Raw genomic sequence first — 25,057 nt, 5'->3', positions numbered from 1 at the left:
GTGCTGGGCTCGTTCTGGGAAGCGGTCGGGAACAAACTCGCCGACCGGGTCGCCGCGGTCTCCCTTCCCGCGCTCATCTTCTGGCTCGCGGGACTCGCCGCCTGGACCTGGCACGCCGGCGGCCTGCACACCCTGACCAGGCACACCGACTGGCTGAACAAACAGACCGGCCTCGTGCAAGGCGCCGTCATCCTCACCGCACTCCTCAGCATCGGCGCCTCCGGCATCCTCATCCACCAGGCCGCGACCCCGCTGCTGCGACTGCTGGAGGGCTACTGGCCCGCCTGGACCAACCCGCTGCGCCACCGCCTCGCCACCCGGCACGCCACCCGCGCCGCAACCGAGGAAACCGCCTGGCAGACCGCCTACGCCGCCGCATTCCCCACCCCACCCGCCACACCGAGCGTCGAGCAGATCGCCACCTACAACCGGCTCGAACAACGCCGCCGCCGACACCCACCGGCCGCCACCCCGGGCTACTTCCTGCCCACCCCGATCGGAAACATCCTGCGCGCCGCCGAACGCCGCCCCCACGACAAATACGGCCTCGACGCCATCATCTGCTGGCCCCGCCTGTGGCCCCTGCTCCCCGACACCCTCCGCCAGGACCTCCTCGCCGCCCGCGCCTCCCTCGACACCGCCGCCACCACCACCCTCTGGGCCCTGCTCTACTGCGCCTTCGCACCCCTCACCCTCTGGGCCATCCCCATCGGCCTCACCATCGCCACCCTCACCCTCACCCTCGCCATCCCCACCCGCGCACAAGCCTTCGGCGACCTCCTCGAAGCCGCCTACGACACCCACCGCGCCCTCCTCTACACCCACCTCCGCTGGCCCCCACCTACCGACCCCCAAGACGAACATGAGCAAGGCCGCCAGCTCACCACCTACCTCCTCCGCGGCTCCGACAACACCACACCCACCTTCACCCCACCGACCTAGCCGATTTTTCGGTGTTCAGAAAGATGGTGATCAAGATCTCTCGGGACGCGGCCCCGGTCACATTGGGTTAACTGACATGGGAGACGAGGTTGTCGCGTAAACGTGGAATCTCCGCCCCAAGTCCACGAGTGAGACTGCGAACTCCTACCTTCATCCCGCCCCTAGCCGCACCAATCCCTTCCTCACATGCCGACGTGGATATGGGATGCCCAGACCGAGGGGTGGCGGGCCCAGAGGCCGCGGAGCTGGCGGGTGGCGGTGTGGACGGCGGCGGCGGCGTCCCCGGTCGTGGCGAGGGTGGTGTAGATGTCGTTGGCGATGTCGACGGCGTGCCGGTCGCTGATCGGCCAGAGTGTGGCGATCACGTGCCGGTAGCCGGCGAGCTGGAACGCCGAGGCCAGATGGATTGCCTCGTCGGTCAGCCGCCTGCCTGGCCGGGCCGTTTCGCAGGCGGAAAGGAACGCCAGTTCCGCGTCGCGCAGGCGCAGCCGGGCCACGTCGAGGACGGTCAGCGGCCGGGTCTGGTGGTCGGCGAGCAACAGCTGGCTGGCGGACGGGTCGGCCAGGTTGACGGTGCCGTGGCAGGCGAAATGCGCCCATCGGGCGGTCGGTAGCCGGCCGAGCACCGCTTGCCTGGTTGCCTGCGGGCCGGTGAGCAGGTCGACCTGGCCGGAGAAGCGCGCCTGCAGGCTGGCGGTTTCGACCTGGGCACCGGGTAGGTCGGCGGCGTCGGGGGTGTGGGGCATGGCTACCGCGACCAGCCGGCCATCATCCTGGAGGCTGACACGGCTGCCGCCCGGTAGCGGGCTGGCGCGGCGGGCGTGGGCCAAAGCTCGGATGGTGGGGGTATAGGAGGCGATCGCCCTGTCCAGGACGGTCGCCGGGGACGGGTCGAACCGGGTGTGGTGATGGCCGGCGGCGTGCACCGGCAGAAACGACAGGAGCCCCGAGGTGCACCACCACAACCGTGGCCACCGGCCGCCATCGCGTGGCGGGCCGACGACGTCCAGACGGTCGAGCACCGGGCCGGCGAGGACATCCCACAACCAGCCGACGATCTCACCTAACCGCCCCTGCAGCGCCGGGGTGGTGTCGTCCAGCGCGCCGAGGAGGGCGATCACCTGGTCGTGCACTGCCTGCGGCGTCAGCCCGGCCAGCGGCACCGCCTCCACCCCTCCGCCTGTCAGCAGCAGCGCGTACGAACCGAACTCCGAGACCGCCACGACTACCACCGGGCCGTCCGTCGCCGTCGCCAACAGTTCCGTGACCGGCGGTGGATGGAGAAACCCCTCGAACCCGGCCAGCCCGCGAATCCGGGCGATCAGATCGTCGAACGCCGCGCCTGCCGCCCGGCGTTCCGCGCCGGTCGCGGCCGCATCCTCACCGACCTGGGACTGCGTCAGCCCGGGCAGGTCGTCGGCCTGGTCCAAGGCGGTACACAGGCCGATGAACGATGCCGCCAGGTCGGGATGCTGCTCGGCAAGAGCGGTCACATCGGTGCGGGTGTCCAACGCCTGACCCAGCAGCACCCCCCGACCCTGCTCGAACAACTCCACCGCCCGGCCGATCAGCCCCGCCCGCACGCAGCAGGCCGCCGCGTCCGCGCCCAGATTCCCGAGCTCGGCCAGCAGATGCTCCTGATCGCCGCGCTTCAGGCTGCGCGGCGCGACCTGCCCCAGCAGCTCGGTCGCCGCGGCATACCCCGCCACGGCTTCCAGCCACCGCCCTCCGCGTGCCGCGACCAGCCCCCAGCCATGCGCCGCACCTGCCCGTACCCGCGGCGCCACTCCGCCCATCCCAACCGCCGCCCGGTAGTCGCTGATCGCGGCGTCCAGGTCCGCCGGCTCACCGTCGCGATCGAATCGGCTACCCAGGGCGTTGCCAAGGTTGGCCAGCATCGCGGCGCGGGCCGGGTAGTCGACGGGAGTGGCGTCCACCGCGGCCTGCCCAGCCACAATCGCCGCGTCCAAGTCCGCCAGCTCCCCGACCCGTTCGAACCGGACGTGCAGGGCACCACCGAGGTTGGACAGCATCGCGGCGCGATCGGGGTGATCGACGGGGGTGGCGTCCACCGCGGCCTGCCCGGCCACAATCGCCGCGTCCAGGTCGGCCAGTTCCTCGCTCCGTTCGAACCGGCTACTCAGGGCGCTGCCAAGGTTGGCCAGCATCGCGGCGCGGGCCGGGTAGTCGACGGGAGTGGCGTCCACCGCGGCCTGCCCAGCCACAATCGCCGCGTCCAAGTCCGCCAGCTCCCCGACCCGTTCGAACCGGACGTGCAGGGCACCACCGAGGTTGGACAGCATCGCGGCGCGATCGGGGTGATCGACGGGGGTGGCGTCCACCGCGGCCTGCCCGGCCACAATCGCCGCGTCCAGGTCGGCCAGTTCCCCGATCCGTTCGAATCGGAGGTGCAGGGCGTTACCGAGGTTGGACAGGTACACGGCCTGGTCAGGGTGGCCAACGGGGGTAGCGTCCACCGCGGCCTGTCCCGCCGCAATCGCAGCCTCCAGGTCCGCCAGCTCCCCGAGCCGTTCGAACCGGACGCGCAGGGCGTCACCGAGGTTGGACAACCGCCCGGCGCGGACGGGCTGGTCAACGGGCGTGGCATCCACCGCGGCCTGTCCCGCCGCAATCGCGGCCTCCAGGTCCGCCAGCTCGCCGCCCCACCCGAACCGTCTGTTCAGAGCGTTGCCGAGGTTGGACAGCATCCCAGCGCGGCCGGGATGGTCAACGGGAACGGTGTCCACCGCGGCCTGTCCCGCCGCAATCGCGGCCTCCAGGTCCGCCAGCCTCCCGACCTGCTCGAACCGGGCGCGCAGGACGTTGCCAAGGTTAGACAGGTCCACGGCGCGGACGGGCTGGTCAACGGGCGTGGCATCCACCGCGGCCTGCACGGCACCGATCGCATCATTCAGGTCCGCCGGTCTCCCATCGCGCTCATACCGGAGGCTCAAGGCGGCGCCGAGGTTGGACAACCGCCCGGCACGGTCGGGGCAATCAACAGGAGTGGCATCCACAGCCTGCCGGAGCAGGTCGATCGCCTCGTTCAGCGTCGACGGGTTGCCGGTCAGCATCGTCTTGCCTAGCAGGTAGACAGCGCGGCCAGCCTTCCAATCGACCGCAAACGTTTCCAGCCGTGACCGCACCTGCCCGAGCAGACGCTCCCGCATCCTCCGCCCCCGTAACGCCCGTCGGGCCGCACTGTCGCGACAGCCACCGCTCCCCTGACGCTGACAGCATGAACAGTCACTCTCACGACGCAGCAGTCATACCAAGCGCCCGCCGAGAATACGCGAGCACCACCGCGCCACCTGATAGAACAGCGAAACCGCAGGTCACGCCCCGAATCGAGTTTTGGCACGCTGCACCCACTCCGGCCGCGCCCGCCGCGGCGACAGCTGGCTACGCGCAGCGCTCGGGGAAGCCGCCTCCTCAGCCGCCCGGTCGAAGTCCACCTACCTGTCCGCTCACTACCGGGAAGTCCTGCTCCCCGTTGCTGGTGACCACGACGATCGGGAACTGGCGGGCACGCACCACCCCACCGCGCGCGAGCGCCGTGCCTCCCCAGTCCGCGGGTAGGCCCAGGCCGCTCCGTCTCACGCACCCGGATGAGCTCGAGCAGGTCGAACTCGGCGTCCTCGAACAGAGTCAGCAGGTCGTTGGGCAGGTCGTAGTCGCTCTTGTCGAACTCGTCGACCAGCAGGCCCGCCATGTACCGCGAGGTGCCGCGTGCCAACCAGAAGCGCCACCACCGAGAGATCCACCGCCGACGCCACAAGGAACGCGACATACGTCGGCCCCAGACGGATACCGGACGTCGCCGCGTTCCCTCTCCCTCAAATGACGGAAATTCACTACCAAATGTGCGACAAAGCCCCGACCTCATCGACACGGTGTCGCCACCTGTGCGCGGTGGTACTCGACTTCAGCGACAGATGGTGCTCGGCCCCATCGGCATAGCCAGTCGCTAGATTGCGGGGAGAGGACCACAGCTACTAGACCAGCGGGCGGAGGGGTGCGATGACTTCGGACATTGACTATGCAGCGCTGTTCGCCGCCACGGCCACCCCGTACCTGGTACTGGACCCGGATCTGATAATCGTGGGCGTAAACCAGGCCTACCTGGCGCTGACCGGGCGGACTCGGCAGGACCTCGTCGGACGGCACATCTTCGAAGCTTTTCCTGACAATCCTGGTGACCCGAACGCCGACGGAGTGCGGAGGTTGACCGCCTCTCTGCGCTGGGTGCTGGATACCAGGCGGCGGGACACGATGGCGTTGCTGAAATACGACATCCCGGTCCTGGGACATCCGGGTATGTTCGAGGAGCGCTGGTGGTCGCCGGTCAACACTCCGGTACTCGCGCCGGACGGCTCGGTGAGGTGGATCCTTCACCGCTCCGAGGACGTGACCGCGTTCGTCGAGGCCCACCGCGCCCAGCGCCTGACGACTGACCAGGACGAGCGGGACCAGATGCGGGCCCTCCAGGCGGAACTGTACGCACGAGCGGTGGAGTCGCAGCAGCGCAACGAGGAACTCCGCGAAGCTCACGCCCGCGCCCACGAGGTCGCGCTCACTCTCCAGGAAGTCATGCTCCGTACCCCGGACCTGCCCGCCCACCGCGATGTCGCCGTCCGCTACCTGCCCGCGTCGACCTCACTCAATGTCTGCGGCGACTGGTACGAGATCGTCGACCTCCCGCACGACAACACCGCGGTCGCCGTCGGCGACGTCGTCGGCCACGGGCTGGGGGCCGCCGCGGTCATGGGCATGCTCCGTAGCGCCCTGAGCACCGCCATCCGCGCCATCCCAAGCCCCGCGCCGGCACTGGAGATTCTCGGGCTCTATGCCCGGTCCATCGAAGGCGCGCTCGGCACGACCGTGGTCTCGGTCCTGATCGACAGACGCAGCCACCTGATCATCTACAGCAACGCCGGACACCCGCCACCCGTGCTCGCCCACACCGGACGCGGCTCCTACGAACTCCTGGACCAGGCCACCGACCCGCCGCTGTGCGTGCGCCCGCTGCCTGTCCCCCGGCCCCAGGCCAGCGGGACCTACGCACCGGGCGACGTCCTCGTGCTCTACACCGACGGACTGATCGAACGCCGAGGAGAGGACATCGACAGCGGCCTGGGCCGCCTGACCGACGCCGTCACCGAGTGCCGCGAGCTGGACGTCGAGGTCCTGGCCGACACCCTGCTCACCCGCCTCGACGTCAGCAACGGCGGCCCCGACGACATCGCCCTGGTCGTCGTCAGGCTCTGAAGATGCTCGCGATGGACCTTGAGGTCCTGGTCGTCGTGGTGAGCCAGCTCAACTTGTGCTGAGGCGGCACCTGGTTCCCCCGCGGGCCGACTACGGCTGTGCCGCGAGCTTCCGTCGGTGCGCGGCCGGGCCGGCGGGCTGGTTCGGGCGGCCCGCGGAGGCTCCCTCACAGCCTTACGATAGCCAGCCAGGAACGGCAGCCGGACCTGCCGGCATCACCAGTGCTGCGCGGGGGCGTCGCGGCCACAGCACCGGCACCTCGCCGAGCCCGTCCCCTGACCACCCGGCCGACCACGAGTACAAAGGACCAGGGAGCAACCCCGTGCCCCCGACTGGCGAAGGCCCGTGCTCGCCGCCCCCGCCCGCGACCGGCTGTTATTCGTGCGCGCAGAACGGGGCCGACCCCGCGACGCTCCCGCCCAGAGAACGGATCCTCGTCGCGGACGGCTGGCGGGTCGCCCACGCGCTCACCGCGGCCATGCCCGGCTGGCTCGTCGTCGTCTCCCGCCGCCACATCCTGTCGCTGGCGGACCTCACGCCCGCCGAGGCAGCCGAGCTCGGAGTGGTGACCTGGCGGCTGAGCAACGCGCTCGCCGCGGCGCTCGGCTGCCAGAAGACCTACGTCGCGTGCTTCTGCGAGGCCACCGGCTTCGAGCATCTCCATATCCATGTGATCCCACGGGCCCCGGACCTGCCCCCAGACGAACGCGGCCCCGCCGTGTTCACTCATCTACAGCGACCAGCCCATCACCGGGTCCCCACCGCGGAGATGGACCGCCTCGCCGGCCTCCTGGCTCGCCACCTCCCAACCCCTGACGCACCGACACCGACGGGACCATCAGAACCTCACTGACCAGCGGTCCTGGCTCTCGACCCGCCGACCGCGGCGCCGGCTGGGCCAGACCGCGGGCCGTCCCGCGACGACCTCTGAAGGGTGGACGGTCTGCTCGGACCAGATCCACTGGTCCGCGGGGTTCCACCGCGGCCTGGTGGTGTGCCCGAGGCCGACATCCTCGACATCGAGGAGAACCTCGCCCTTACGCTGGCGGTTCCAGACCTGCCGGATTTCGGTCAGGTGACCCGGTAGAAGTCCAGCACCACCCGCCGTGCCTCGCGCTGGCCGACGGCGAGCGCGAGCGTCCTGTTGAGGTGCAGCCAGGCTCGCGCGCCGGTGGTGAAGCGCACGGTGGTGCGAAAGAAGTACTCCTCCGCTGGCACCGCCTCACCACGCGCCAGGCGTGCCATCACCTCGGGCGGACCGTACCGCAGGCCGTCGCTGCGGACCTCGACCAGCGCGCCGTCGTCGAGCCGGAGGACATAGTGCGCGGAGATGTCCAGCGCGCCGTCGGACCGCGCGATCTGCCAGTCGACGCCGCCCTCGACCAGCGCGCCGTTGAGTTCCGGCCCGCGGACGCTTCCGTCGCCCAGCGACACGTACCGGCGCTCGCCGTAGGTGGCCGGCCCGAGCGAGACGACCGGCCCGACGTTGCAGCACACCTGCGCCATCGGCACCAGCGAGGGCGGGGGCGGCATCGTCACGGGCCGGTCGTCCACCGGATGTTTCACCTCCTCCAGTCCGGGCGGTCTCAGTCCTCGATGGGCGAGGCGCCGGCTGTCTGGTACTCGGCGGGCTGACCCTTCGCGTCCAGGGTGGTGATCAGACCGCCGCGGACGCAGATCGCGGGCTCCGCCGGGCTGGCCTTGCCGTTGCAGCGGAATTGCAGTCCGCCCGCGCCGGGCAGTTCCTTCTCCGGCATCGCCCTGATGGTGGAGACGATGGCCTCCGAGGTGATGGCGTCCGGCGAGATCCCCTCGGTGGCCGCCTGGAAGCCGGCGAGCGCGATGAACATGCTGACTCCGGCGGCGGTGCTGGTGTCGATGTCTTTTCCGTAGGTCTCCGCGACGGCGTTGTACAGGCGGGTCGAGGGGTTGTCGGTTCCGATCGGCGTCGCGGCGGCCATCGCGATCCCCTCGAGCACGTCTCCTGGTACCGCCTTACGGGTCGCGTCGGTGATGCACTGCGCGATCACCGTGATCTTCCCCTGGTAGCCGACCGCCCGCAGGCCGTTCAGCGCGCTGATGCAGAACGCGTCATTCCCCACGATCTGCACGACACCGGCGCCGCTGGCGGCCACGTTCTGCATCTGGGGCGTCATGTCGGCGGTGCCCGGCGGGACCCGGACGACGTCGAGCTCGACGCCGGCCTCCTCGAACACGGGCGGCGCGATCGTGTCATAGAGGCTCAGCGCGGCGGGCACGTCGATCACGACGGCGGCCACCTTGTCCGTGCCGGCGTCCTTGGCGAGCTCGATGGGCAGCTCGACACGACCAAACAGCGGGTCACCGAGAGTGAAGGTCGAGGCGGCGTCGGCCAGCAGGGTGGCACTGCTCGCGCCGAAGAGCATCACCGGCATCTTGGCGTCGTGCAGCGTCTTCCACACGTCGTCCGTCGCCGTCAGCTCGGGCAGGACGACGGCGACGACGTCTTCCTCGATCATGCGGTTCGCGCAGTCGACGCTCTTGCTCGGGTCGGCCTGGGCCTCGCACGTGACCAGCTGGATGGGCCGGCCGCCGATGCCGGAGCGGTGCTCGTTCAGGTACGCGGCGGTGGCGTCAGCCACGGCGAACTGCACGGACATGTCCCCGAAGGCCCCCTTGCCGTCCGAGATCACCCCGATCCGGACCGGCTCGCCCTGGGCTGGGGCCTTCGGCCCGAGCACCCCGGCCGCGTTCGAGGCGCTGGCCGTCGGCGGGTCCTCGGCGCCGTCGCCGTCACCGCCTCCGCATCCGGCGGTCGCGAGAAGACTCGCGGCGGCCAGGGCGGCCAGGGCGGCCAGGGCGGCCAGGCGCGTACGCGCGGGCCGATGCCACGTCCGCCTGGGCGATAACTTGTCGAGCAGGATTCCTGAGTGTCGCTCGCGCGTCGTCCGCATCGGCGGTGGGGCCGCCGCGATAGCGGTGATTTCGGGATCGGGCCGGTGAGCCATCGGGTACTCCTGGAATGTCAGGGGAATGTCACGGGAAGACGAGACACGTCGGGCGCTGGAAAGGCGGAATTTCGCGTCCTGGCGGCCGCAATGGTGTCAGGACCGCGCTCAGGCCGCGTTGTGTCGGCCAGTTCTCGGGATATGGCCATCGGGTCGTCTTGGCGGCCGCGGCCATGGCCGCCTTCGACTCGGTGCTACGGGACGAGCAGGGGCAGGGCGGAGAAGACGTGGTCCCGCCACAGCGCCCGGGATTTCTCCTCTGGATAGGGGGTGACGGTCGGGGGCGCGTCGAAGACCTGGGTGAGTCGCCGTTCGGGGTCGTAGGCGGGCCAGCCCGGGTCGCCCGTGCTGGCGAAGTCGGTCCAGGCGCCGCGGATCCGGGCGGCCAGCGTTCTCGCTTCGGCGGGCGGCTCGGGGCCGAGGAGCAGGGGGCCGAGGTGCGCGGCGAAGGTGCCGAACACCAGCGGGCCGTCGAGGCCGTGGCAGGCGCCCAGCACCCCGTCGCCGCCGGGGGCCGGCCAGGTCAGCTCGTAGAGGTGGGCGCGGCCGCCGCCGGCGTTCTGCGCGTCGGCCAGGTGCAGGGTGGGCATGCGGAACAGCCAGTCGGTCTGGACGAGCTCGTGCAGCTGCCCGGCCGAGGCGTCCGGGAAGGCCGCGCGGTAGGCCCGCTCACCGTCGGGACCAGGGCCGAAGGCGCGCAGCGCGACCGCCGCGTCGTCCTGTCCGACGTGGCCGTGCTGACCGGCGAGGACGGTGAACAGCCGGCACTCGTCGCGGTTGTGCCCGATGATCAGCTCGACGTCCCGCGCCGACCCGGCGGCCAGCGCCTCCCAGGGAGCGACTGGGAGCACGTCACCGTCGACGACCGGGGCGAACGGCGAGATCGTGTGGGCCACCGGTCCCCACCGGTCCGCGTGCTCGCGCATCTTGGTGGTCACGACAGCGCCGGCGTCCACCAGCTGGTAGGGATCCACCAAGGACAGGTCCTCGACCGTCGCCCGCTGTCCCGCGGCCGCGGCGATGGCGGCCGCGATGTCGGCCGCCAGCGCGTCCGAGAAGAAGATGCCGGCCGGGCTCTGCAGGATCGCCCGCCGGAACAGGCCCGCCGCGCGCGGCATCGCCAGCAGCGCGGCGATGGACCCCGCCCCCGCCGACTCACCGAAGACCGTGACCCGCTCGGGGTCACCACCAAAGGCCGCGATGTTGTCACGCACCCATTCGAGCGCCGCGACCTGGTCGAGCAGCCCACGGTTCGCCGGCGCGCCCGCGATATGCGCGAACCCCTCGATGCCAACGCGATAGTTGAAGGAGACCACGACGACGTCGCCGTCCGCGGCGATCTGGTGGGCGTCGTAGCCCGGGCTGCCCGAGAAACCGAGCTTGTACGCCCCGCCGTAGATCCACACCATGACCGGGCGCCGGGCCGCCGGGTCCGGCTCCGGCGACCAGACGTTGACCGTCAACCAGCCGTCGCCCGCCGACGCCTCCAGAACACCGCTCCGCCCGGGAATCCCCACATCCTGGGGAGGCGGCGGGCCGAAGGCGAACGCCTCCCGCGCGCCGTCCCACGCGGGGACCGGCCGCGGCGCCGCGAACCGGTCCTCCCCCACCGGCGGCCGCGCGAACGGAACACCCCGGAAGACGGCCAGCCCGCCCTCCCAACGGCCGCGCACCGCTCCGGGGGCGATGCGCGCCTGCACCTCGCCTGAGCGCCCCACCCCGGAGGTCTCCTCTAAGTTCATCGAACCGTCCTCTCGGTTTGATCACCAGCACCAGAAAGCCTGACCACTCCTGCCACGTATCGGTCCACGCGGGACCGACGGCGCCGCATCCCCTTCCGCGGCGGCGAGCGCACCGCGTCGCGACCAGTGAGCACGGCCGCCGCACGGAGTTCAGCCCACGCGCCGGGACCGTCGCTGGACGTCACGGGACCGCCTCGCCACCGGCCGCGTGCCTCGCGAGCAGCGCGTCCACGACGACGGACACCATCCGGGTGAGCCGGTCGGCGAACTCCTCCGGATCGAGCGGATCATCCCCGTCGATCAGCCAGGAATAGACGAAGGCGTGCCCGCCGCCGGTCAGGTACGTCGCCAGGTCGTCGACCGTGCGCGCGTCCAGCGTCCCGCCGAAAGCCTCGTGGAAAAGCCGCCGGTTGAACGGGACGAGCAGGCCCTCCAACGCCCTGCTCAGCGCGAACGCGGTCGACCCCGTCATCACCGCCCGGTAGAACCCGCGGTACTCCGCGAAATGCCGCGCCAGCGCCAGCGACCGGGCCCGGCCCGGGACCGTGGCCGCGGGATCTCCGAGCCGCGGCATCAGATCACGCCGGGCGAGATCCAGCGCCGCCTCGAGCAGGAGCGCGTCCCGGTCCCCGAACTGCTGATAGAGCACCTGCCTGCTCACGTCCGCCGCCTCGGCGAGCTCCGAGATCGGCACCGCGGCCGTGCCCCGCTCCGTCACCAGCTCGATCGCCGCCCGCAACAGCGCGGCCCGCGAACGACGCACCCGGCGGTCCCGGACCTCGACCGACGGCGGCAGGCTGAACGTCACGCGACAGATAATGGACAGCTGTACGTTAATTATCAAGCGTCGGGAGGCGAGGACTCAGGATCGCGCGCCGCGACCCACCACGACGGAAGCGGACGGCCCGCCCTACCGCGCCGACGCGGCGTCAGGCCAGCAGCCCAGGCCCTGGGCGCCAGGGTGCCGGCGGCGGTCCGATCGCTTGTTCCGAGCTTGCTGCGGACGCCGCGCAGCCAGGCACTTACTCGTGCCGGTCACGGAGGGCGATCCAGGAGAGGTCAAGGGCGTCACGAAAGGCCGCGACCTCGTCGGCCGCGAGGTCCGACACCATCCGCCGGGCGATCTCGTCGGCGGCGTCGGCGTACTTGCCGAGGAGCCGTCGGCCGTCGTCGGTGATGTACACGAGGCGCTCCCGTTTGCTCTCCGGGTTGGCGGCGCGTCTGATCAGTCCGCGATCCGCCAGCGCTCGCAGCATGTCGGCCATCGCCTGTGGGGTGACGAAGGAGTCCCGCGCGAGCTTGGCGGCCGAGACGCCGTCCCGGTGGTCCAGCACCGTGAGCGCCGTGTACTGCGGCGTTGTCACGCCGGAGCCCAGGAGCATGACGTCCAGGTGCGACCGGATCACCAGTTCGAGGCGCTTGACCGCGTACAGCAGGGACGGGCTCTTCCGCGGCTCGCTCCCGGTCATGACGGGCTCCGTCTACCAAGATTGACAGGAAACCTGATGGTATCGCACCATGCAACCATCAAGGTTCCTGATGGTTTCGGTCGAGGCAAGGAGACGCTCGATGAGCCTCACCGCGCGGGAGGAGGCCTCGTCGCTGATCGTCGAGCGACGAGGCCCGGTCGCTGTGGTGACCCTGAACCGGAGCCACAAGCGCAACGCCCTGGACGACCGGACGATCCAGGAACTCGGGTCGTTCTTCGGGACGCCGCCGACCTGGGCGAAGGTGGCGGTCATCGCCGCCGCTGGCAGGCACTTCTCGGCGGGCCTGGACCTCAACGCGCTCACCGACGGCGACGCCGTCGCCGGGCTCCACCACTCCCGCATGTGGCATGACGCCTTCCGAAGCATCGAGTCCGGCGCCATCCCCGTGATCGCGGTGCTGAAGGGCGCCGTGATCGGCGGTGGGCTGGAGCTCGCGGCCTCGGCTCATCTACGCGTCGCGGAGGACACCGCGTTCTTCGCGCTGCCCGAAGCGCAGCGTGGTCTCTTCGTCGGCGGCGGCGCCTCGGTCCGGGTCCCGAGGCTGATCGGCGCTCACCGCGTGGTCGACATGATGCTGACCGGCCGGGTGCTGGACGCGGACGAAGGCGCCCAGGCCGGACTCGCGCACTACCGCGTATCCGAGGGGGCCGGCCTCGACAAGGCGTTCGAGCTCGCGGAGAAGATCGCCACGAACTCGCCGGTCAGCAACTTCGCCGTGATCCACGCCCTTCCCCGGATCGCCGAGGCATCGCCGGAGACCGGGCTGCTGCTGGAGTCGCTGATGTCCGCGGTCGCGCAGAGCAGCCAGGACGCGAAGGACCGCATGACGGCGTTCCTCGACGGGCGGGCCGCGAAGGTCGTCGCGGGGGGCGACCGATGACCGCGCCTGCCGGCCCCGAACTGCTCTACGACCCGCACCCCGACCAGGTGGCGAAGGCACGGGTCCGCGGCTTCCTTTCCTGGCTGGCCGCGACAGGCCGCGCGGACGTCTCGTCCTGGGAGGATCTTCGCCGGTGGTCGGTCGCCGACCTCGCGGGGTTCTGGGAAGCCGTCTGGCGGTACTTCGACGTCAAGGCCCACGCGCCGTACACCGAGGTGCTGGCCGATCGCGTCATGCCGGGAGCCCGGTGGTTTCCCGGCGCCACACTCAACTACGCGGAGCACTGCTTCGGCGCCCCGGACGACGCCGCCACGACGGCGGTCCTGGCGTACTCCCAGACCCGTGATCCGGTCGAGCTGACCTTCGGCGAGCTCGCCGAGCAGGTCCGCCGTGTCCGCGAAGGCCTGCGACGCCTCGGGGTGGGACGCGGCGACCGCGTCGCCGGCTATCTGCCCAACTGCCCCGAGGCCTTGATCGCGTTTCTCGCCACCGCCAGCCTGGGGGCCATCTGGGCCGGATGCGCGCCCGAGTTCGGTCCCCAAAGCGTGATCGACAGGTTTGACCAGATCGGACCGAAGGTGCTGCTGGCCGTCGCCGGCTACACCTACGGCGCCAAACAGATCGACAAACGTTCCGAGCTCGTCGAGATCCGCGCCGCCCTGGCGACGGTCGAGCATGTGGTGCATGTTCCCTACGGACCGCTGGTACTCGACGGCACGGTGGACTGGTCCGCACTGGCGGCTCCGACCGACGAGCAGCTCTCCTTCGAGCCCGTGCCGTTCGCGCACCCGCTCTGCGTCCTGTTCTCCTCCGGGACGACGGGCAAGCCGAAGGCGATCGTCCACGGGCACGGTGGCCTCCTGCTCGAGCACCTGAAGAACCATTCCTTCCACTGGAATCTCGGCCCCGGCGACCGGCTGCTCTGGTTCACCACGACCGCCTGGATGATGTGGAACACCCTCGTCTCGGCGCTGTTGGTCCGTAGCGCGATCGTGATGATCGACGGCAACCCGCTGTACCCCGACCCGCGGGAGCAGTGGCGGCTCGCCCAGGAGACCGGCGCGACCCTGATGGGCGCCAGCCCCGGTTACCTGATGAGCTGCCGCAAGGCGGGCCTGCGCCCCGCCGAGGAGTTCGGCCTTTCCAGGCTCCAGCAGATCGGCGTCGCCGGGAGCCCCTTCCCGCCCGAGGGCTTCCGGTGGGTCGCCGAGCAGTTCGGCGGCCGGGTGCTTCTCAACGTCGGCAGCGGCGGCACCGACGTCTGCACCGGCCTGGTCCAGGCCTCCCCGCTGCAGCCGGTCTGGGCCGGCGAGATGTCCGGCGCGAGCCTCGGCGTCGACGCCCGGGCCTTCGACGAGGAGGGCAACGACCTCGTGGGAGAGGTCGGTGAGCTGGTCATCACCGCCCCGATGCCGTCGATGCCGGTCGGGTTCTGGGGCGACGAGGACGGCGGCGGGCTGCGGGCGGCCTACTTCGCCCAGTACCCCGGCGTGTTCCGGTTCGGGGACTGGTGCAGGTTCTCGACTGTCGGGTCATGCGTCATCACTGGCCGTTCCGACGCGACCCTCAACCGCGGCGGTGTGCGGCTCGGGACCGGCGAGTTCTACCGCGTGCTGGAAGACGTGACCGAGATCGTCGACAGCGTGATCGTTTACCTGGAGGACCCCGCCGGCGGCACGGGTGAGCTGATCCTGTTCGTGGTACCCGCCGCGGGTGTCGTCGTCGACGAGGCGCTCCGGCACCGGCTGGCAAAGGAGATCCGCGCCGCGCTCTCGCCGCGCCACGTCCCCGACACGATCGTGCCGGTGGTGGCGGTGCCGTACTCCCGCACGGGCAAGAAGCTGGAGGTGCCGGTCAAGCGGATCCTGCGCGGCGCCGCGCCCACCGACGTCGCGTCACCGGGCGCGCTGCTCGATCCCGGCGCGCTCGACGCCTTCGCCGCGTACGCGCGCGAACGCGGGACCTCGTGACGGCGGCACCCCCGCCCGTCGCCGTGGTGGGAACCGGCGTGATCGGCGCGGGGTGGACCGCGCTGTTCCTGGCAAGGGGCCACGACGTGGTCGCCTACGATCCCGCGCCTGGCGCGGAGCCGGCCCTGCGCGGCGCGGTCGGTGAGGCGTGGCCCGCGCTGACCCGTCTCGGGCTGGCGCGGGGCGCGTCCATCGATCGGCTCACCTTCACGGCGAGCGCCGGCGAGGCGGCGGCGGTCGCCATGTTCGTCCAGGAGAACGGCCCCGAGCGCCGCGACCTCAAGCAACGGCTGCTCGCCGAGCTGGACGAGGCGGCGGTGCCCGAGACCCCGATCGCGAGCAGTTCCTCGGGACTGATGCCGTCCCAGTTGCAGGCGATGTGCGGGCGTCACCCGGAACGCGTGCTGGTCGGGCATCCGTTCCATCCCGCCCACCTCATCCCCCTCGTCGAGGTCGTCCCCGGGGAACGCACGGACGACCGGGTCGTCCGCGCGGCGATGGCGCTCTACACCGCGATCGGGAAACGCCCCATCCTGGTGCGCCAGGAGCTGCCCGGTCACGTCACCAACCGGCTGCAGGCCGCGCTGTGGCGCGAGGCCTATTCGCTGGTCGAGCGGGGTGTGGCCACCGTCGCGGACATCGACACCGCGATCTCCCACGGCCCCGGCCTGCGCTGGGCGCTGCTCGGGCCGCTGCTCAACCAGCATCTGTCCGGCGGCGCCGGGGGCCTGGCGCACGTCCTGGAGCACCTCGGTCCGCCCACGCAGGAGTGGATGGACGACCTCGGCCAGCCGCGGCTGACCCCCGCGCTCGCGGACCTTCTCATCCGCGGCGTCGACGACGCGCTGGCCGGAGTCGACCAGCGGCGCCTGGTCACCGAGCGCGACGCGCTGCTGGTCGACCTTCTTCAACGCAAGGCGCAAGGGACCGTACTGCCGTAACCGGAGGAAACACGGAGATGGCCATCCGCTACACCCCCCGCATCGACGTCGAGCGCATCGTGGCGCTGGACGTGCACGCCCACGTCGAGTGCGACGCCCACGGCCACCTCTCCCTCGACCAGGAGCTGATGGACGCCTCCGCCAGGTACTTCCGCGCCGACCACCCACGCACCCCGACCATCGACCAGCTCGCTGACTACTACCGCGAACGCTCGATGGCCGCGGTCGTCTTCACCGTCGACGCCACGACCAACCTCAACCGTCCCGCCCTGTCGAGCGAGGAGATCGCCGAGAAGGCCGCGGAACACGCCGACGTCCTCATTCCCTTCGGATCGGTCGACCCGCTCCAGGGAAAGGCCGCGGTGGTCCAGGCCCGGCGGTTGGCGGAGGAATACGGCGTCCGCGGCTTCAAGTTCCACCCCAGCCTGCAGGGCTTCGCGCCCGACGAGCCGGCGCACTATCCGCTCTGGGAAGCCCTGGCCGAGCTCGGCACGGTCGCGCTCTTCCACACCGGCCAGACCGGGATCGGGGCCGGACTGCCCGGTGGACGCGGCATCAAGCTGCGCTTTTCCGACCCGATGCTCCTCGACGACGTCGCCGCCGACTTCCCGAGCCTGACGCTCATCCTTGCGCACCCCTCGGTCCCGTGGGTCGACTCCTCGATCTCGATCGCCACACACAAGGAAAACGTCTACATCGATCTCTCCGGCTGGTCCCCCAAGTACTTCCCACCCCAGCTCGTCCGCCAGGCCAACAGCCTGCTCAGGCACAAGGTCCTCTTCGGCTCGGACTTCCCCGTCCTGGCACCCGACCGCTGGCTGGCCGACTTCGAGAAGCTGGATCTCAGACCGGACGTGGTGCCGCTCGTGCTCAAGGAGAACGCGGTGCGGGTGCTTGGCCTGGTCGGTTAGAAACCCGCGGGCCGCAAGAAGAAGCCCAAGGGGCGCGAGCGCGCGTCGCGGCGACCAACTGGTCCGCCCGGACCCGAATGCGGGTGGCATGGACCGCCGGCGATGGCAGATCATGTCACCCCTGTCATGACTTGACAGTCCTCGGGTGATCCTTTACGGTTCCATTTCATCCACGTTTCGTCCGCGAGTGGCAACGGCCGCACCGACCACCCCGCGCCGGTCGTCGCTGCTCAGGAAAAGCAGCACGATCAAGGAGTGCGATCGGATGAAGAAACGGCGCCGCATTGTCTTATCTGTGGTGGTCACATCGTTGGCGACAGCCCTTGCCACGGTGCCGGTCACGGTGTTCGGCACGGCCGCGGCGACCGCCGCGACGCCGAGTCCGACCGTGACCGGTCCGGTCGCCGGCGGGACTCCGTCGGAGGTCATGTTCTCGACCACCTTCGACCTGGCCACCATCGCCTACCAGGAGAAGGAGTTCTTCCTCTCGGGCACCGCGAGCAGCTACACGTCCGCCAGCCCCCTGACCAGCGACGGCAAGTGGACCGTGACGCCGAACGGCACCGCGCCGTACACGACGCGGGCGGTGGTCCGGCGGCCCGCCAACCCGAAGAAGTTCAACGGCAGTGTCATCGTCGAGTGGCTCAACGTAAGCGGCGGCGTTGACGCCGCGCCGGACTGGACGATGAGCCACACCGAGCTGGTCCGGGAAGGCTACGTCTGGGTCGGCGTCTCGGCCCAGTGGATCGGCGTCAACACCGCCAAGGGCAACAGCCCGGCCATTCCGGGGAACGCCGCGCGCTACGCGCCGCTGTCCCATCCCGGTGACAGTTATTCGTACGACATCTATTCGCAGGTCGGCCAGGCGCTGCGCACCAACTCCGCGCAGCTGCTCGGCGGCCTGAAGCCGCGCAAGCTGATCTCCATCGGCGAGTCGCAGTCGGCGGCCCGCCTGATCACCTACATCGACGCGGTGCACCCGCTTGCCCAGGTCTACGACGGGTACCTCGTGCACAGCCGCGCCGCCACCGGCTCGGCCCTCTCGCAGGTGGCGCCGCCCGCCGCGACACCCATCGTGCCAGCCCCCGCGGCGACCCTGATCCGCGACGACCTCAACGTCCCCGTCTTCGTCTTCCAGGCCGAGACGGATGTCGCCTTCAGCAACCTCGCCGGCCGCCAGCCGGACACGAAGCGATTCCGCTCGTGGGAGGTCGCGGGCACGGCGCACTTCGACGACTACGGGCTGGAGATCGGGCGCACGGACATCGGTGACGGGCAGGGCGCGATCCGCGGCCTGGCATCCATGCAGAATCCGCCCACCAACACCTCAGCCGGCGCGTGCGACCTGCCGGTCAACACCGGGGGCGCGCACTGGGTGCTCGACGCGGCCATCCACTGGCTCAACCAGTGGGTCACGAACCGCGTGGAACCGCCGCGCGCGCAGCCCCTGCAGACGACGGGCGTCTCGCCCGTGGTGTTCGCCAAGGACGCCAACGGCAACACGCTCGGCGGCGTGCGGTCCCCGCATGTCGACGCCCCCATCGCGGCGCTCGGCGGGGTCGGGAACACGCCCGCGCTCTGCGTGCTGTTCGGAACGACCGTGCCGTTCACCGCCGAAAAGATCGCCAGCCTCTACAAGAACCACGGCGGTTTCGTCGCGCAGTGGGGCAGGGCCACCGCCGCCGGCGTCGTCCGCGGCTTCCTGCGCCCCGCGGACGGGGTGGAGCTGGTGAACGCCGCGGCGCGTTCACAGATCGGAGGGTAGGAGACGCGACGTGCTGGCCCGGACGCGTCGGCGCGTCCGGGGCCAGCACGTCCTTCCGAAGGCCCTGTGGCTACGGCGGAGCATGCGCCTGCTGACACCGGGCAGGACCGTCGCTGGTGCCGTCGTCGCTGATCCGTCCAAGGATCGTGTCCGCGCCACCACCGGCCTCGAGGGCCTGGACGATAGGTGGCGAGCCCGCGGTCCACCCATGCGATCGTCGATCCTCCCCGGCCGGCGCAGTATGCGATCGCCGATCGCGTACTGTCAAGCTGGCGTTTCGCCTGGCGAGGTGGAGCGGAGATCACTCGCGGAGAGCACCGCGGCCGGATTCACCGAGTCGAACCTCGCGGGCAGCCGCCCCTCGAACATGTTCGGTGGCTCGACCAGGTGGTCGTCGACGCTGATCAGGATGAGGTCTTCAACGTTCATACCGAGCCTCCGCTCACAGACAGGATTGCCACAGCCGGGCGTCCGCCTCGGGCCTTGCCGGAACCGGTGGTGCTGGGGGGTGAGGGCCAGAGCGGTGGCCGCCCCGGCCGTGGGCGGAAATGCCGCGTCCGCCCGGGTGGCCGGCTCAGTTGTCAGCGCCGCCGGGCCGAGCGGTGGTGACGGCGAAGCCGGCAATGTATTCCGGGATTGGGCGGTAGTAGCGATAGGTGGCCTCGTAGGGTCCCGCCGCGTCCAGCGCGGAGTAGGCAGCGATCCAGGCGCGGATCTCGTGCGCGCCGCTCCCGTGCTGACCGATCTCGTCGTTGCTCCAGCCGTCCAGCTCTGTGAGCGCGCCGCTGGTGACCAGGGAGAGGAACTCGGTGTCCCATGCGGGGCTCAGTGGCCGGCGCTCGCTGGAACCGTCGGCGAGACGTAGGCCTTCGGCGATGGCGCCCGTATGTTTGCGCGCCGCCTCCTCGATCGTCAGGGGACGACCGGACACGAGACGTTCGGCCATGGCCGCGGGCGCGCTGTCGAGGGTGGGCACCGGAGGGTCGTGCGAAAGCCCACCGGAGCCGACCAGCAGCACTCGCTCGTCACGTCGTCCGAAGAACCGTCCGATGGCGGCTCCGAGCTGGCGGGTTCGTGCCAACGGTCCGAGGGGGGCGGCGGCCGCGTTGATGAACACCGGGATGACCGGCCGGGCGTCGAGCGCGCCGAACAGTTCACGCAGCGGCTGCGCGCTGGAGTGGTCGAGCTTCATCCGATGGGAGATCGACAGGTCGACACCGTCCGCGAGCACGGCCTGCGCGCAGGCCTGCGCGAGGCCGGTCGGCACGTGGAGGGTGCCGGCCAAGCTGCCGTAGTCCCCTACCGTCGTGGCCGCCATCCCGACGCAGAACGGCGGCATGAGGCGATAGAAGAAACCGTTGAAGTGATCGGGTGCGAAGACGACGACGACATCGGGGGCAAAGTCCTCGGCGAACGCGCGGGCGGCGGACAGCGCCGCCCGAACGTCGGCCTCGAGCTCGGGGCTTTGCTCGGTGATATCGAGTAGCGGACTATGGGACATGCAGCAGAGCGCCAATGGCATCGCAACCTCCGATTATGCGGCGGAGCCGGGCGGCGCCCGGGCGGGTTTGGGAGCCCGTGAGGTCGCCTCGGCCCGTCCGGTCCCCCGGCGCGGCGACGGCTGAGTGTGGTCTACGGGTCGGCAAGAATCCTGCGCATGGTCGCGCGAGATTCGAGGGATCCGTCCAGTACGCGGTTGTAGCGCTCTGTGATGCGCCAACCGTCGGCGGTACGTGCCAGCGCCCAGTGGTTGATCGCGGCTCGCCAGAGGTACCAGTGGTCGTCCTCCCGCCGGATCACGAGGGAGTAGCCGACCGCGTCCGCCGTCTCGCCGTGCAGGGTGATGTGGGGCCTGGCCGTGAGGTGAGCCACGCCCGTGGCGACCAGGTCCGTGTGCACGTCGGTCTGGTACAGGGCGGCCAGTCCCCGCGGTGCCTCGACGCGGGTGCCATCGCCGGTCACGCCGGTGAAGTCATAGCCGCCGCCGGCGACCCACAGGTCGGCCGCTTCGGCGGCCGACCCGCTGTCGACCAGCGGGCCGTAGCGGTTGAGCAGGCGGAGGATGTCCAGCTGATCCTCCGCCGCGCGCAGCCGGGCCGCCAGCTCCTCGAGCTTCTGTTCCACGTCCCCGCGCGCTCGTCTCCTCGCGCGCCAGGTCCGGCCTCTGTTCGCCACCGCCGGCAGCCCTCCTCGACGCTTCCTACGGTTCGATCACGACCCGGATGGCGCCCGATTTCTTGTCACCGGCGACCCGGAACGCCTCATCGGCGTCCTCGATCGGAAAGCGGTGGGTGATGAGCGCCCGGGTGATCTCGGGGTCGTCGGCGAGCATCGCCGCGGCGTCCGCCATCTCGCGTCCGGTGCTGTAACCGCAGTAGCCGAGGGAGGGGATGACCCGTCCCTCGCGGAAGAACAGCGTGGGCCAGTCAATCTCGATCTTGCCCATGTAGACGCCGACGACGACGACCGTGCCGCCGGGGGCGACGAGGTCGATCGCGCGGGCGAGCGCGGCCGGGTTCCCGGCCGCTTCGACCACCACGTCGTACAGGCCGTCGGGGCCGGCCTTCGCGCCGAGGCGCTCCGCCGCCTCGATCTGGTGCGGGTAGCGCGCCTCGACGGCGACGTCCTCGGCTCCCTGCCGACGGGCGCCGGCGACGGCGAGCAGGCCCAGCGCGCCGGCGCCGACGACGGCGACCCGGGTGTCCGGTCCGGTGCCGGCGAGCCGTAAGGCGTGCCAGGAGACCGACGCCGGCTCGACGATGGACGCGTCGCGCACGTCGAGGCCTGCCGGCAGCGGGACCAGCCGGGTGGCGGGGGCGCGGAACTGCTCGGCCATGCCGCCGTCGACACTGAAACCGAGAGCGCGCTCGCCGTGCGTCGGGCAGCGGTTGTAGAGGCCGCGCTGGCACTGGTCGCATTCCCCGCAGCCGTAGAGGGCCTCGACGATGAAGGCGTTGCCGCCCGCGTCGACGCCGGCGAGCTCGTGGCCGAGGATGTAGCGCAGGCCGTAGGAGATGTACAGCAGGTCGGAGCTGCAGATGCTCGCCGAACGCATCTGAAGGAGCTCGCCGGTGCCGGGTGGCTCGGGGAGATCGACGACCTGGACGCCGCCTTCCGCGGCACGTACGGCTTTCATGACTCTCCTTTGTGGTCCGTTGGCTGGCGACTGGTCGGGGCATCGCGGTTCGGAGCGGAACCCGGTGACATGACCGGCTGGGCGCGGACCGCGCAATCCAGGCGGTTCCCGGCCCGAATCCCAGGGACTAACGACAGGGACTAACGACGGGGACCGATCACCGGGTGAGCCGCGCGACCGCCGGTGTCGGTGGCACCGGTCCCGGCCACGGGGGCGGCGTCCTCGGCCGCCGGTCGCTCGCGAGAACCGGGCGGGACATCGCTGATGCCGAGGTACGACTGGACCAGCAGGTCCGAGTCGACCTGGGCGGTCCGCCGTTGCCAGGCCACCCGCCCGACGGCCATGAAGGCGATGCTGTCGGCGAGCGCGACCACGTCGTGCGCCTTCTCCTCGACCAGCAGGATCGCGGTACCGGCCGCGCGCAGTTCTCGCAGCGCCGCGTAGACCTCGGCCACGATGAGCGGGGCCAGGCCGAGCGACGGCTCGTCGACGATCAGCAGGGCTGGCGGCTTCACGAGGGCGGGCGCCAGCGCGAGCATCTGCTGCTCGCCGCCGGACAGCGATCCGGCGAGCTGGCCGCGGCGTTCGCCGAGCACCGGGAACCGGCGGTAGGCGGATTCCCGGTCCCCTTCGGCTGGCAGCCACAGCGAAAGGTTCTCGTCCACGGTCAGGGCAGGGAAGATGCCCCGGCCCTCGGGGATGAGGAAGGCGCCGTGGCGGACCCGCTGGTGCGGTGGCAGGCCCGTCACGTCGGCGCCGCCGAGCCGGATCGTTCCCCGCGTCGCCGGCACGCCCCCGGTGACGACCGAGCACAACGTCGACTTGCCGGCGCCGTTCGCGCCGATCAGGGCGAGCACCTCGCCGGCACGCACGGCCAGGTCGACCCCGTGCAGCACCTCCACGGCGCCGTATCCCGCGCGCACGCCCGCGACCTCGAGCACCAAGGGCTTGTCAGAGGCATCCATGGCGCCCGCGGCGCCCGACGACGACGAAGCCTCGGCCGGCAGGGCCTCGGTGGGCACGGAGGCCGGGGTCACGGGCGGTGCGGCCGCGGCTGTGCCGGCCTCCTTGCGCAAGGCGCGTTCCTCCCGCCGGCGCCGGCGCTCGAACCGCTGCTGGGCGGTGAGAGCGAGGATCCCGTCGGGGTTCTGCGCGAGGTTGATCGCGGCCAGGCCGGAAAGCACCTGCGGCAGGTACGAGGTCTGCGCGACGTGGCTGAGTAGTTCGGGGCTGACCGCCGCGCCGAAGGCCGCGATCACCGCGCCGCCTGGCCGGCGCACCCCGAACACGACCACCGTGGCCAGCCAGAACAGACCGGTCTCGACCGGGTAGTCGAGGTGGGTGACGCGGCCGGACGACACGGCGAGCAGCACGCCGCCAAGGCCGGCGATCGCCGCCGACAGGGCGAACACCGCGGTCTTCGTGCGGGCGGCGGAGACCCCGATGGTCACCGTCCCCGGCTCGGTGGCCCGCAGCGCCGCCATCGCCCGGCCCGAACTCGACCGGATCAGGTTCCGGACCAGCAGGACGACGAGGCCAAGCACGATGGCCAGAAAGATGATCATAGACCGGGAGTCGGCGAGATCCACGGGCCCCAGCGCGGGTGGCCGCAGTACCCATCCGCCGACGTCGTTGCGACTCACGCCGCGCAGCTGGAAGAACAGGTTCTGGCAGATGTAGGCCAGCGCCAGTGTCGCCAACGCCAGTGGCAGCCCGCCGAGTCGCCGCGCGGGCAGCGATACCACCACGCCCATCACGGTGGCGACGAGCGTTCCCAGCACCAGCGCGACGGCGAAGGGCCAGTGGTGGCTGACCACCCAACCGGCCGTGATGCCGGAGGCGGTGACGAACGCCGCCTGCGCGAGGCTGACCATGCCCCCCACGCCGGTCACCACGGTGAAGGAGAGCAGGACCACGGACAGCGCCAGCCCTCGGATGATCAGCGACTGCCAGTAGTCGTCCGCGAAGAACAGCGCGTAGGCCAGGACGGCGACCGACCACGCGGACCACACGATCGCCTTCCGCCGTCTCGACTCCTCGCCGTAGGACGGCGCGGGCGGGTCGTCGTCGGTCTGGGTACCGGCCCGGCGGCCGCGGTCGACGGCGAACACGACCAGCAGGAGAAACAGCAGGATGAACGGCACCGACGTCGAGAACCCGGTGATGTTCTCGGCGAAGTGGGCGTAGCCGACGACGAGGTTCTGCAGGACCCCGATCAGCAGGCCGCCGGCCAGCGCCAGTGGGATCGATCTGAATCGAGCGAACACGACGGCCGGCGTCGAGATCAGCACCACGGTCGTGAACACCGGGGTGTTGAGCGTGAAGATCGGAGCGAGCAGCACCCCGGCCAGCCCTGCCAGGAAGCTGCCGAGCATCCAGGAGATCGCGGACGTCCGGTCGGGGTCGATCCCGCGCAGCGCGGCCAGGCCGCGCCGGTCCACCACCGCCCGCATCCGCAGGCCCAGCCTCGTCCGCCGCAGCAGCAGCCACAGGCCCGCCGCCGTCAGGACGGCCGCGCCGAAGACGGCGACCTGGTTGCTGTCCACCAGGACGGTGCCGACCGTCCACACCTTCTTCGGAGTCGGCCCGAGCCCCGGGATCAGGAACAGCTCCTCGATCCCGGCGATGTGCCAGCCGAACCACAGGTTGAACCGGTCCGAGACGAACAGGCAGATCCCGGGCACCGCGATCAGCAGGCCGACCGGAACCACTATCTTCACCGCCACCGAGGACTGCGTGAGCCGCCGGTAGATCAGCCGGTCCAGCACGAACCCCAGCAGCGGCGCGAAGACCAGGACGGCGATGACCGCCGCCGGGACGACTGGGATTCCAGCGGTCACGTTCAGCTGCACGAACAGGTACGCGGTGGCGAAAGCGACCGCGCCGTGCGCGAAGTTGAAGATGCCGGACGTCTGGTAGGTCAGGACGACGCCGGCCGCCAGGATGGCATAAAGACCGCCGGCGACGATGCCGCCGACGACCAGGTTGAGGAACTCCTCCACTGCTTTGCCCTTCGCCGCAGATC

At 70.9% G+C, this 25,057-nt stretch carries 21 protein-coding genes; 9 read left to right on the top strand and 12 right to left on the bottom strand.

Annotation, left to right across the window (positions count from 1 at the left end; genetic code table 11):
- On the top strand, nucleotides 1-942 hold the full coding sequence (locus I6A81_RS32360; protein WP_203000069.1) for a hypothetical protein: 942 nt from the start codon (nucleotides 1-3) through the stop codon (nucleotides 940-942).
- 182 nt (nucleotides 943-1,124) lie between these two features.
- On the opposite strand, the gene I6A81_RS32355 is transcribed toward I6A81_RS32360, so the two are convergent.
- Nucleotides 1,125-3,245: a CHAT domain-containing protein gene (locus I6A81_RS32355; RefSeq protein ID WP_238428285.1), complete on the bottom strand. Its 2,121-nt coding sequence runs from the start codon at nucleotides 3,243-3,245 to the stop codon at nucleotides 1,125-1,127.
- Here I6A81_RS32355 and I6A81_RS44195 point away from each other — a divergent pair.
- Nucleotides 3,216-4,028, top strand: a complete 813-nt coding sequence (locus tag I6A81_RS44195) for a hypothetical protein (RefSeq protein ID WP_238428284.1) — start codon at nucleotides 3,216-3,218, stop codon at nucleotides 4,026-4,028. The genes I6A81_RS32355 and I6A81_RS44195 overlap by 30 nt on opposite strands.
- A 346-nt stretch (nucleotides 4,029-4,374) precedes the next feature.
- Here the strand turns inward: I6A81_RS44195 and I6A81_RS32350 are convergent, their stop codons facing one another.
- Nucleotides 4,375-4,542, bottom strand: coding sequence for a hypothetical protein (locus tag I6A81_RS32350; protein ID WP_203000067.1), 168 nt, complete (start codon nucleotides 4,540-4,542; stop codon nucleotides 4,375-4,377).
- A 420-nt stretch (nucleotides 4,543-4,962) separates the two neighbouring features.
- Between I6A81_RS32350 and I6A81_RS32345 the strand changes: the two genes are divergently transcribed.
- Together I6A81_RS32345 and I6A81_RS32340 are read left to right on the top strand one after the other, a co-directional pair.
- Nucleotides 4,963-6,210: a PP2C family protein-serine/threonine phosphatase gene (locus I6A81_RS32345; protein WP_203000066.1), complete on the top strand. Its 1,248-nt coding sequence runs from the start codon at nucleotides 4,963-4,965 to the stop codon at nucleotides 6,208-6,210.
- Between the two features lie 322 nt (nucleotides 6,211-6,532).
- A complete protein-coding gene (locus I6A81_RS32340) occupies nucleotides 6,533-7,063 on the top strand; it encodes an HIT family protein (protein WP_203000065.1) in 531 nt (176 codons plus the stop codon).
- A gap of 218 nt (nucleotides 7,064-7,281) precedes the next feature.
- Here I6A81_RS32340 and I6A81_RS32335 read toward each other — a convergent pair whose 3' ends face one another.
- The 5 genes from I6A81_RS32335 to I6A81_RS32315 all read right to left on the bottom strand — a co-directional run bounded on the left by I6A81_RS32335 (nucleotide 7,282) and on the right by I6A81_RS32315 (nucleotide 12,408).
- On the bottom strand, nucleotides 7,282-7,764 hold the full coding sequence (locus tag I6A81_RS32335) for a DUF3237 domain-containing protein (protein ID WP_307875066.1): 483 nt from the start codon (nucleotides 7,762-7,764) through the stop codon (nucleotides 7,282-7,284).
- 32 nt (nucleotides 7,765-7,796) lie between these two features.
- Nucleotides 7,797-9,197, bottom strand: a complete 1,401-nt coding sequence (locus I6A81_RS32330) for an ABC transporter substrate-binding protein (RefSeq protein ID WP_203000064.1) — start codon at nucleotides 9,195-9,197, stop codon at nucleotides 7,797-7,799.
- Nucleotides 9,198-9,391: 194 nt separating this feature from the next.
- Nucleotides 9,392-10,939: a carboxylesterase/lipase family protein gene (locus I6A81_RS32325; protein WP_203000063.1), complete on the bottom strand. Its 1,548-nt coding sequence runs from the start codon at nucleotides 10,937-10,939 to the stop codon at nucleotides 9,392-9,394.
- 181 nt (nucleotides 10,940-11,120) lie between these two features.
- Nucleotides 11,121-11,747: a TetR/AcrR family transcriptional regulator gene (locus I6A81_RS32320; RefSeq protein ID WP_307875065.1), complete on the bottom strand. Its 627-nt coding sequence runs from the start codon at nucleotides 11,745-11,747 to the stop codon at nucleotides 11,121-11,123.
- 214 nt (nucleotides 11,748-11,961) lie between these two features.
- On the bottom strand, nucleotides 11,962-12,408 hold the full coding sequence (locus tag I6A81_RS32315) for a MarR family winged helix-turn-helix transcriptional regulator (protein ID WP_203000061.1): 447 nt from the start codon (nucleotides 12,406-12,408) through the stop codon (nucleotides 11,962-11,964).
- 100 nt (nucleotides 12,409-12,508) lie between these two features.
- Here I6A81_RS32315 and I6A81_RS32310 point away from each other — a divergent pair, with 100 nt between their 5' ends.
- From I6A81_RS32310 to I6A81_RS32290, 5 genes are all read left to right on the top strand, one after another.
- Nucleotides 12,509-13,309 (top strand): crotonase/enoyl-CoA hydratase family protein, encoded by an 801-nt coding sequence (locus I6A81_RS32310; protein WP_203000060.1) that lies wholly within the window; start codon nucleotides 12,509-12,511, stop codon nucleotides 13,307-13,309.
- Entirely contained in the window at nucleotides 13,306-15,279 is a 1,974-nt protein-coding gene (locus tag I6A81_RS32305; RefSeq protein WP_203000058.1) for an acetoacetate--CoA ligase, read from the top strand. The genes I6A81_RS32310 and I6A81_RS32305 overlap by 4 nt, the downstream gene beginning before the upstream one ends.
- Nucleotides 15,276-16,220 carry a 3-hydroxyacyl-CoA dehydrogenase NAD-binding domain-containing protein gene (locus tag I6A81_RS45845; protein WP_203000056.1) on the top strand — a complete coding sequence of 315 codons (945 nt, stop codon included), beginning with the start codon at nucleotides 15,276-15,278 and terminating at the stop codon, nucleotides 16,218-16,220. Before I6A81_RS32305 ends, I6A81_RS45845 begins: the two co-directional genes overlap by 4 nt.
- Nucleotides 16,221-16,237: 17 nt before the next feature.
- Nucleotides 16,238-17,131, top strand: a complete 894-nt coding sequence (locus tag I6A81_RS32295; RefSeq protein ID WP_203000054.1) for an amidohydrolase family protein — start codon at nucleotides 16,238-16,240, stop codon at nucleotides 17,129-17,131.
- A 145-nt stretch (nucleotides 17,132-17,276) separates the two neighbouring features.
- A complete protein-coding gene (locus I6A81_RS32290; RefSeq protein WP_307875064.1) occupies nucleotides 17,277-18,896 on the top strand; it encodes an alpha/beta hydrolase domain-containing protein in 1,620 nt (539 codons plus the stop codon).
- Between the two features lie 264 nt (nucleotides 18,897-19,160).
- On the opposite strand, the gene I6A81_RS32285 is transcribed toward I6A81_RS32290, so the two are convergent.
- From I6A81_RS32285 to I6A81_RS32265, 5 genes are all read right to left on the bottom strand, one after another.
- Nucleotides 19,161-19,325 (bottom strand): hypothetical protein, encoded by a 165-nt coding sequence (locus I6A81_RS32285; protein ID WP_203000124.1) that lies wholly within the window; start codon nucleotides 19,323-19,325, stop codon nucleotides 19,161-19,163.
- A gap of 145 nt (nucleotides 19,326-19,470) precedes the next feature.
- The gene (locus tag I6A81_RS32280) at nucleotides 19,471-20,418 is read right to left on the bottom strand and encodes a 3-carboxyethylcatechol 2,3-dioxygenase (RefSeq protein ID WP_203000051.1); all 948 of its coding nucleotides are present in this window, start codon (nucleotides 20,416-20,418) and stop codon (nucleotides 19,471-19,473) included.
- Between the two features lie 110 nt (nucleotides 20,419-20,528).
- The gene (locus tag I6A81_RS32275; protein WP_307875063.1) at nucleotides 20,529-21,020 is read right to left on the bottom strand and encodes a nuclear transport factor 2 family protein; all 492 of its coding nucleotides are present in this window, start codon (nucleotides 21,018-21,020) and stop codon (nucleotides 20,529-20,531) included.
- A gap of 76 nt (nucleotides 21,021-21,096) precedes the next feature.
- Nucleotides 21,097-22,032 carry a zinc-dependent alcohol dehydrogenase gene (locus tag I6A81_RS32270; protein ID WP_203000047.1) on the bottom strand — a complete coding sequence of 312 codons (936 nt, stop codon included), beginning with the start codon at nucleotides 22,030-22,032 and terminating at the stop codon, nucleotides 21,097-21,099.
- A gap of 140 nt (nucleotides 22,033-22,172) precedes the next feature.
- Nucleotides 22,173-25,034 (bottom strand): ABC transporter permease subunit, encoded by a 2,862-nt coding sequence (locus I6A81_RS32265; RefSeq protein ID WP_203000045.1) that lies wholly within the window; start codon nucleotides 25,032-25,034, stop codon nucleotides 22,173-22,175.
- Nucleotides 25,035-25,057 lie beyond the last annotated feature (23 nt).

The sequence above is a fragment of the Frankia nepalensis genome, from assembly GCF_016786325.1.
Classification (GTDB): Bacteria; Actinomycetota; Actinomycetes; order Frankiales; family Frankiaceae; genus Pseudofrankia; species Pseudofrankia nepalensis.
Note: the sequence above shows the minus strand (reverse complement) of the source record. Positions and strands in the feature narration are given on the sequence as shown.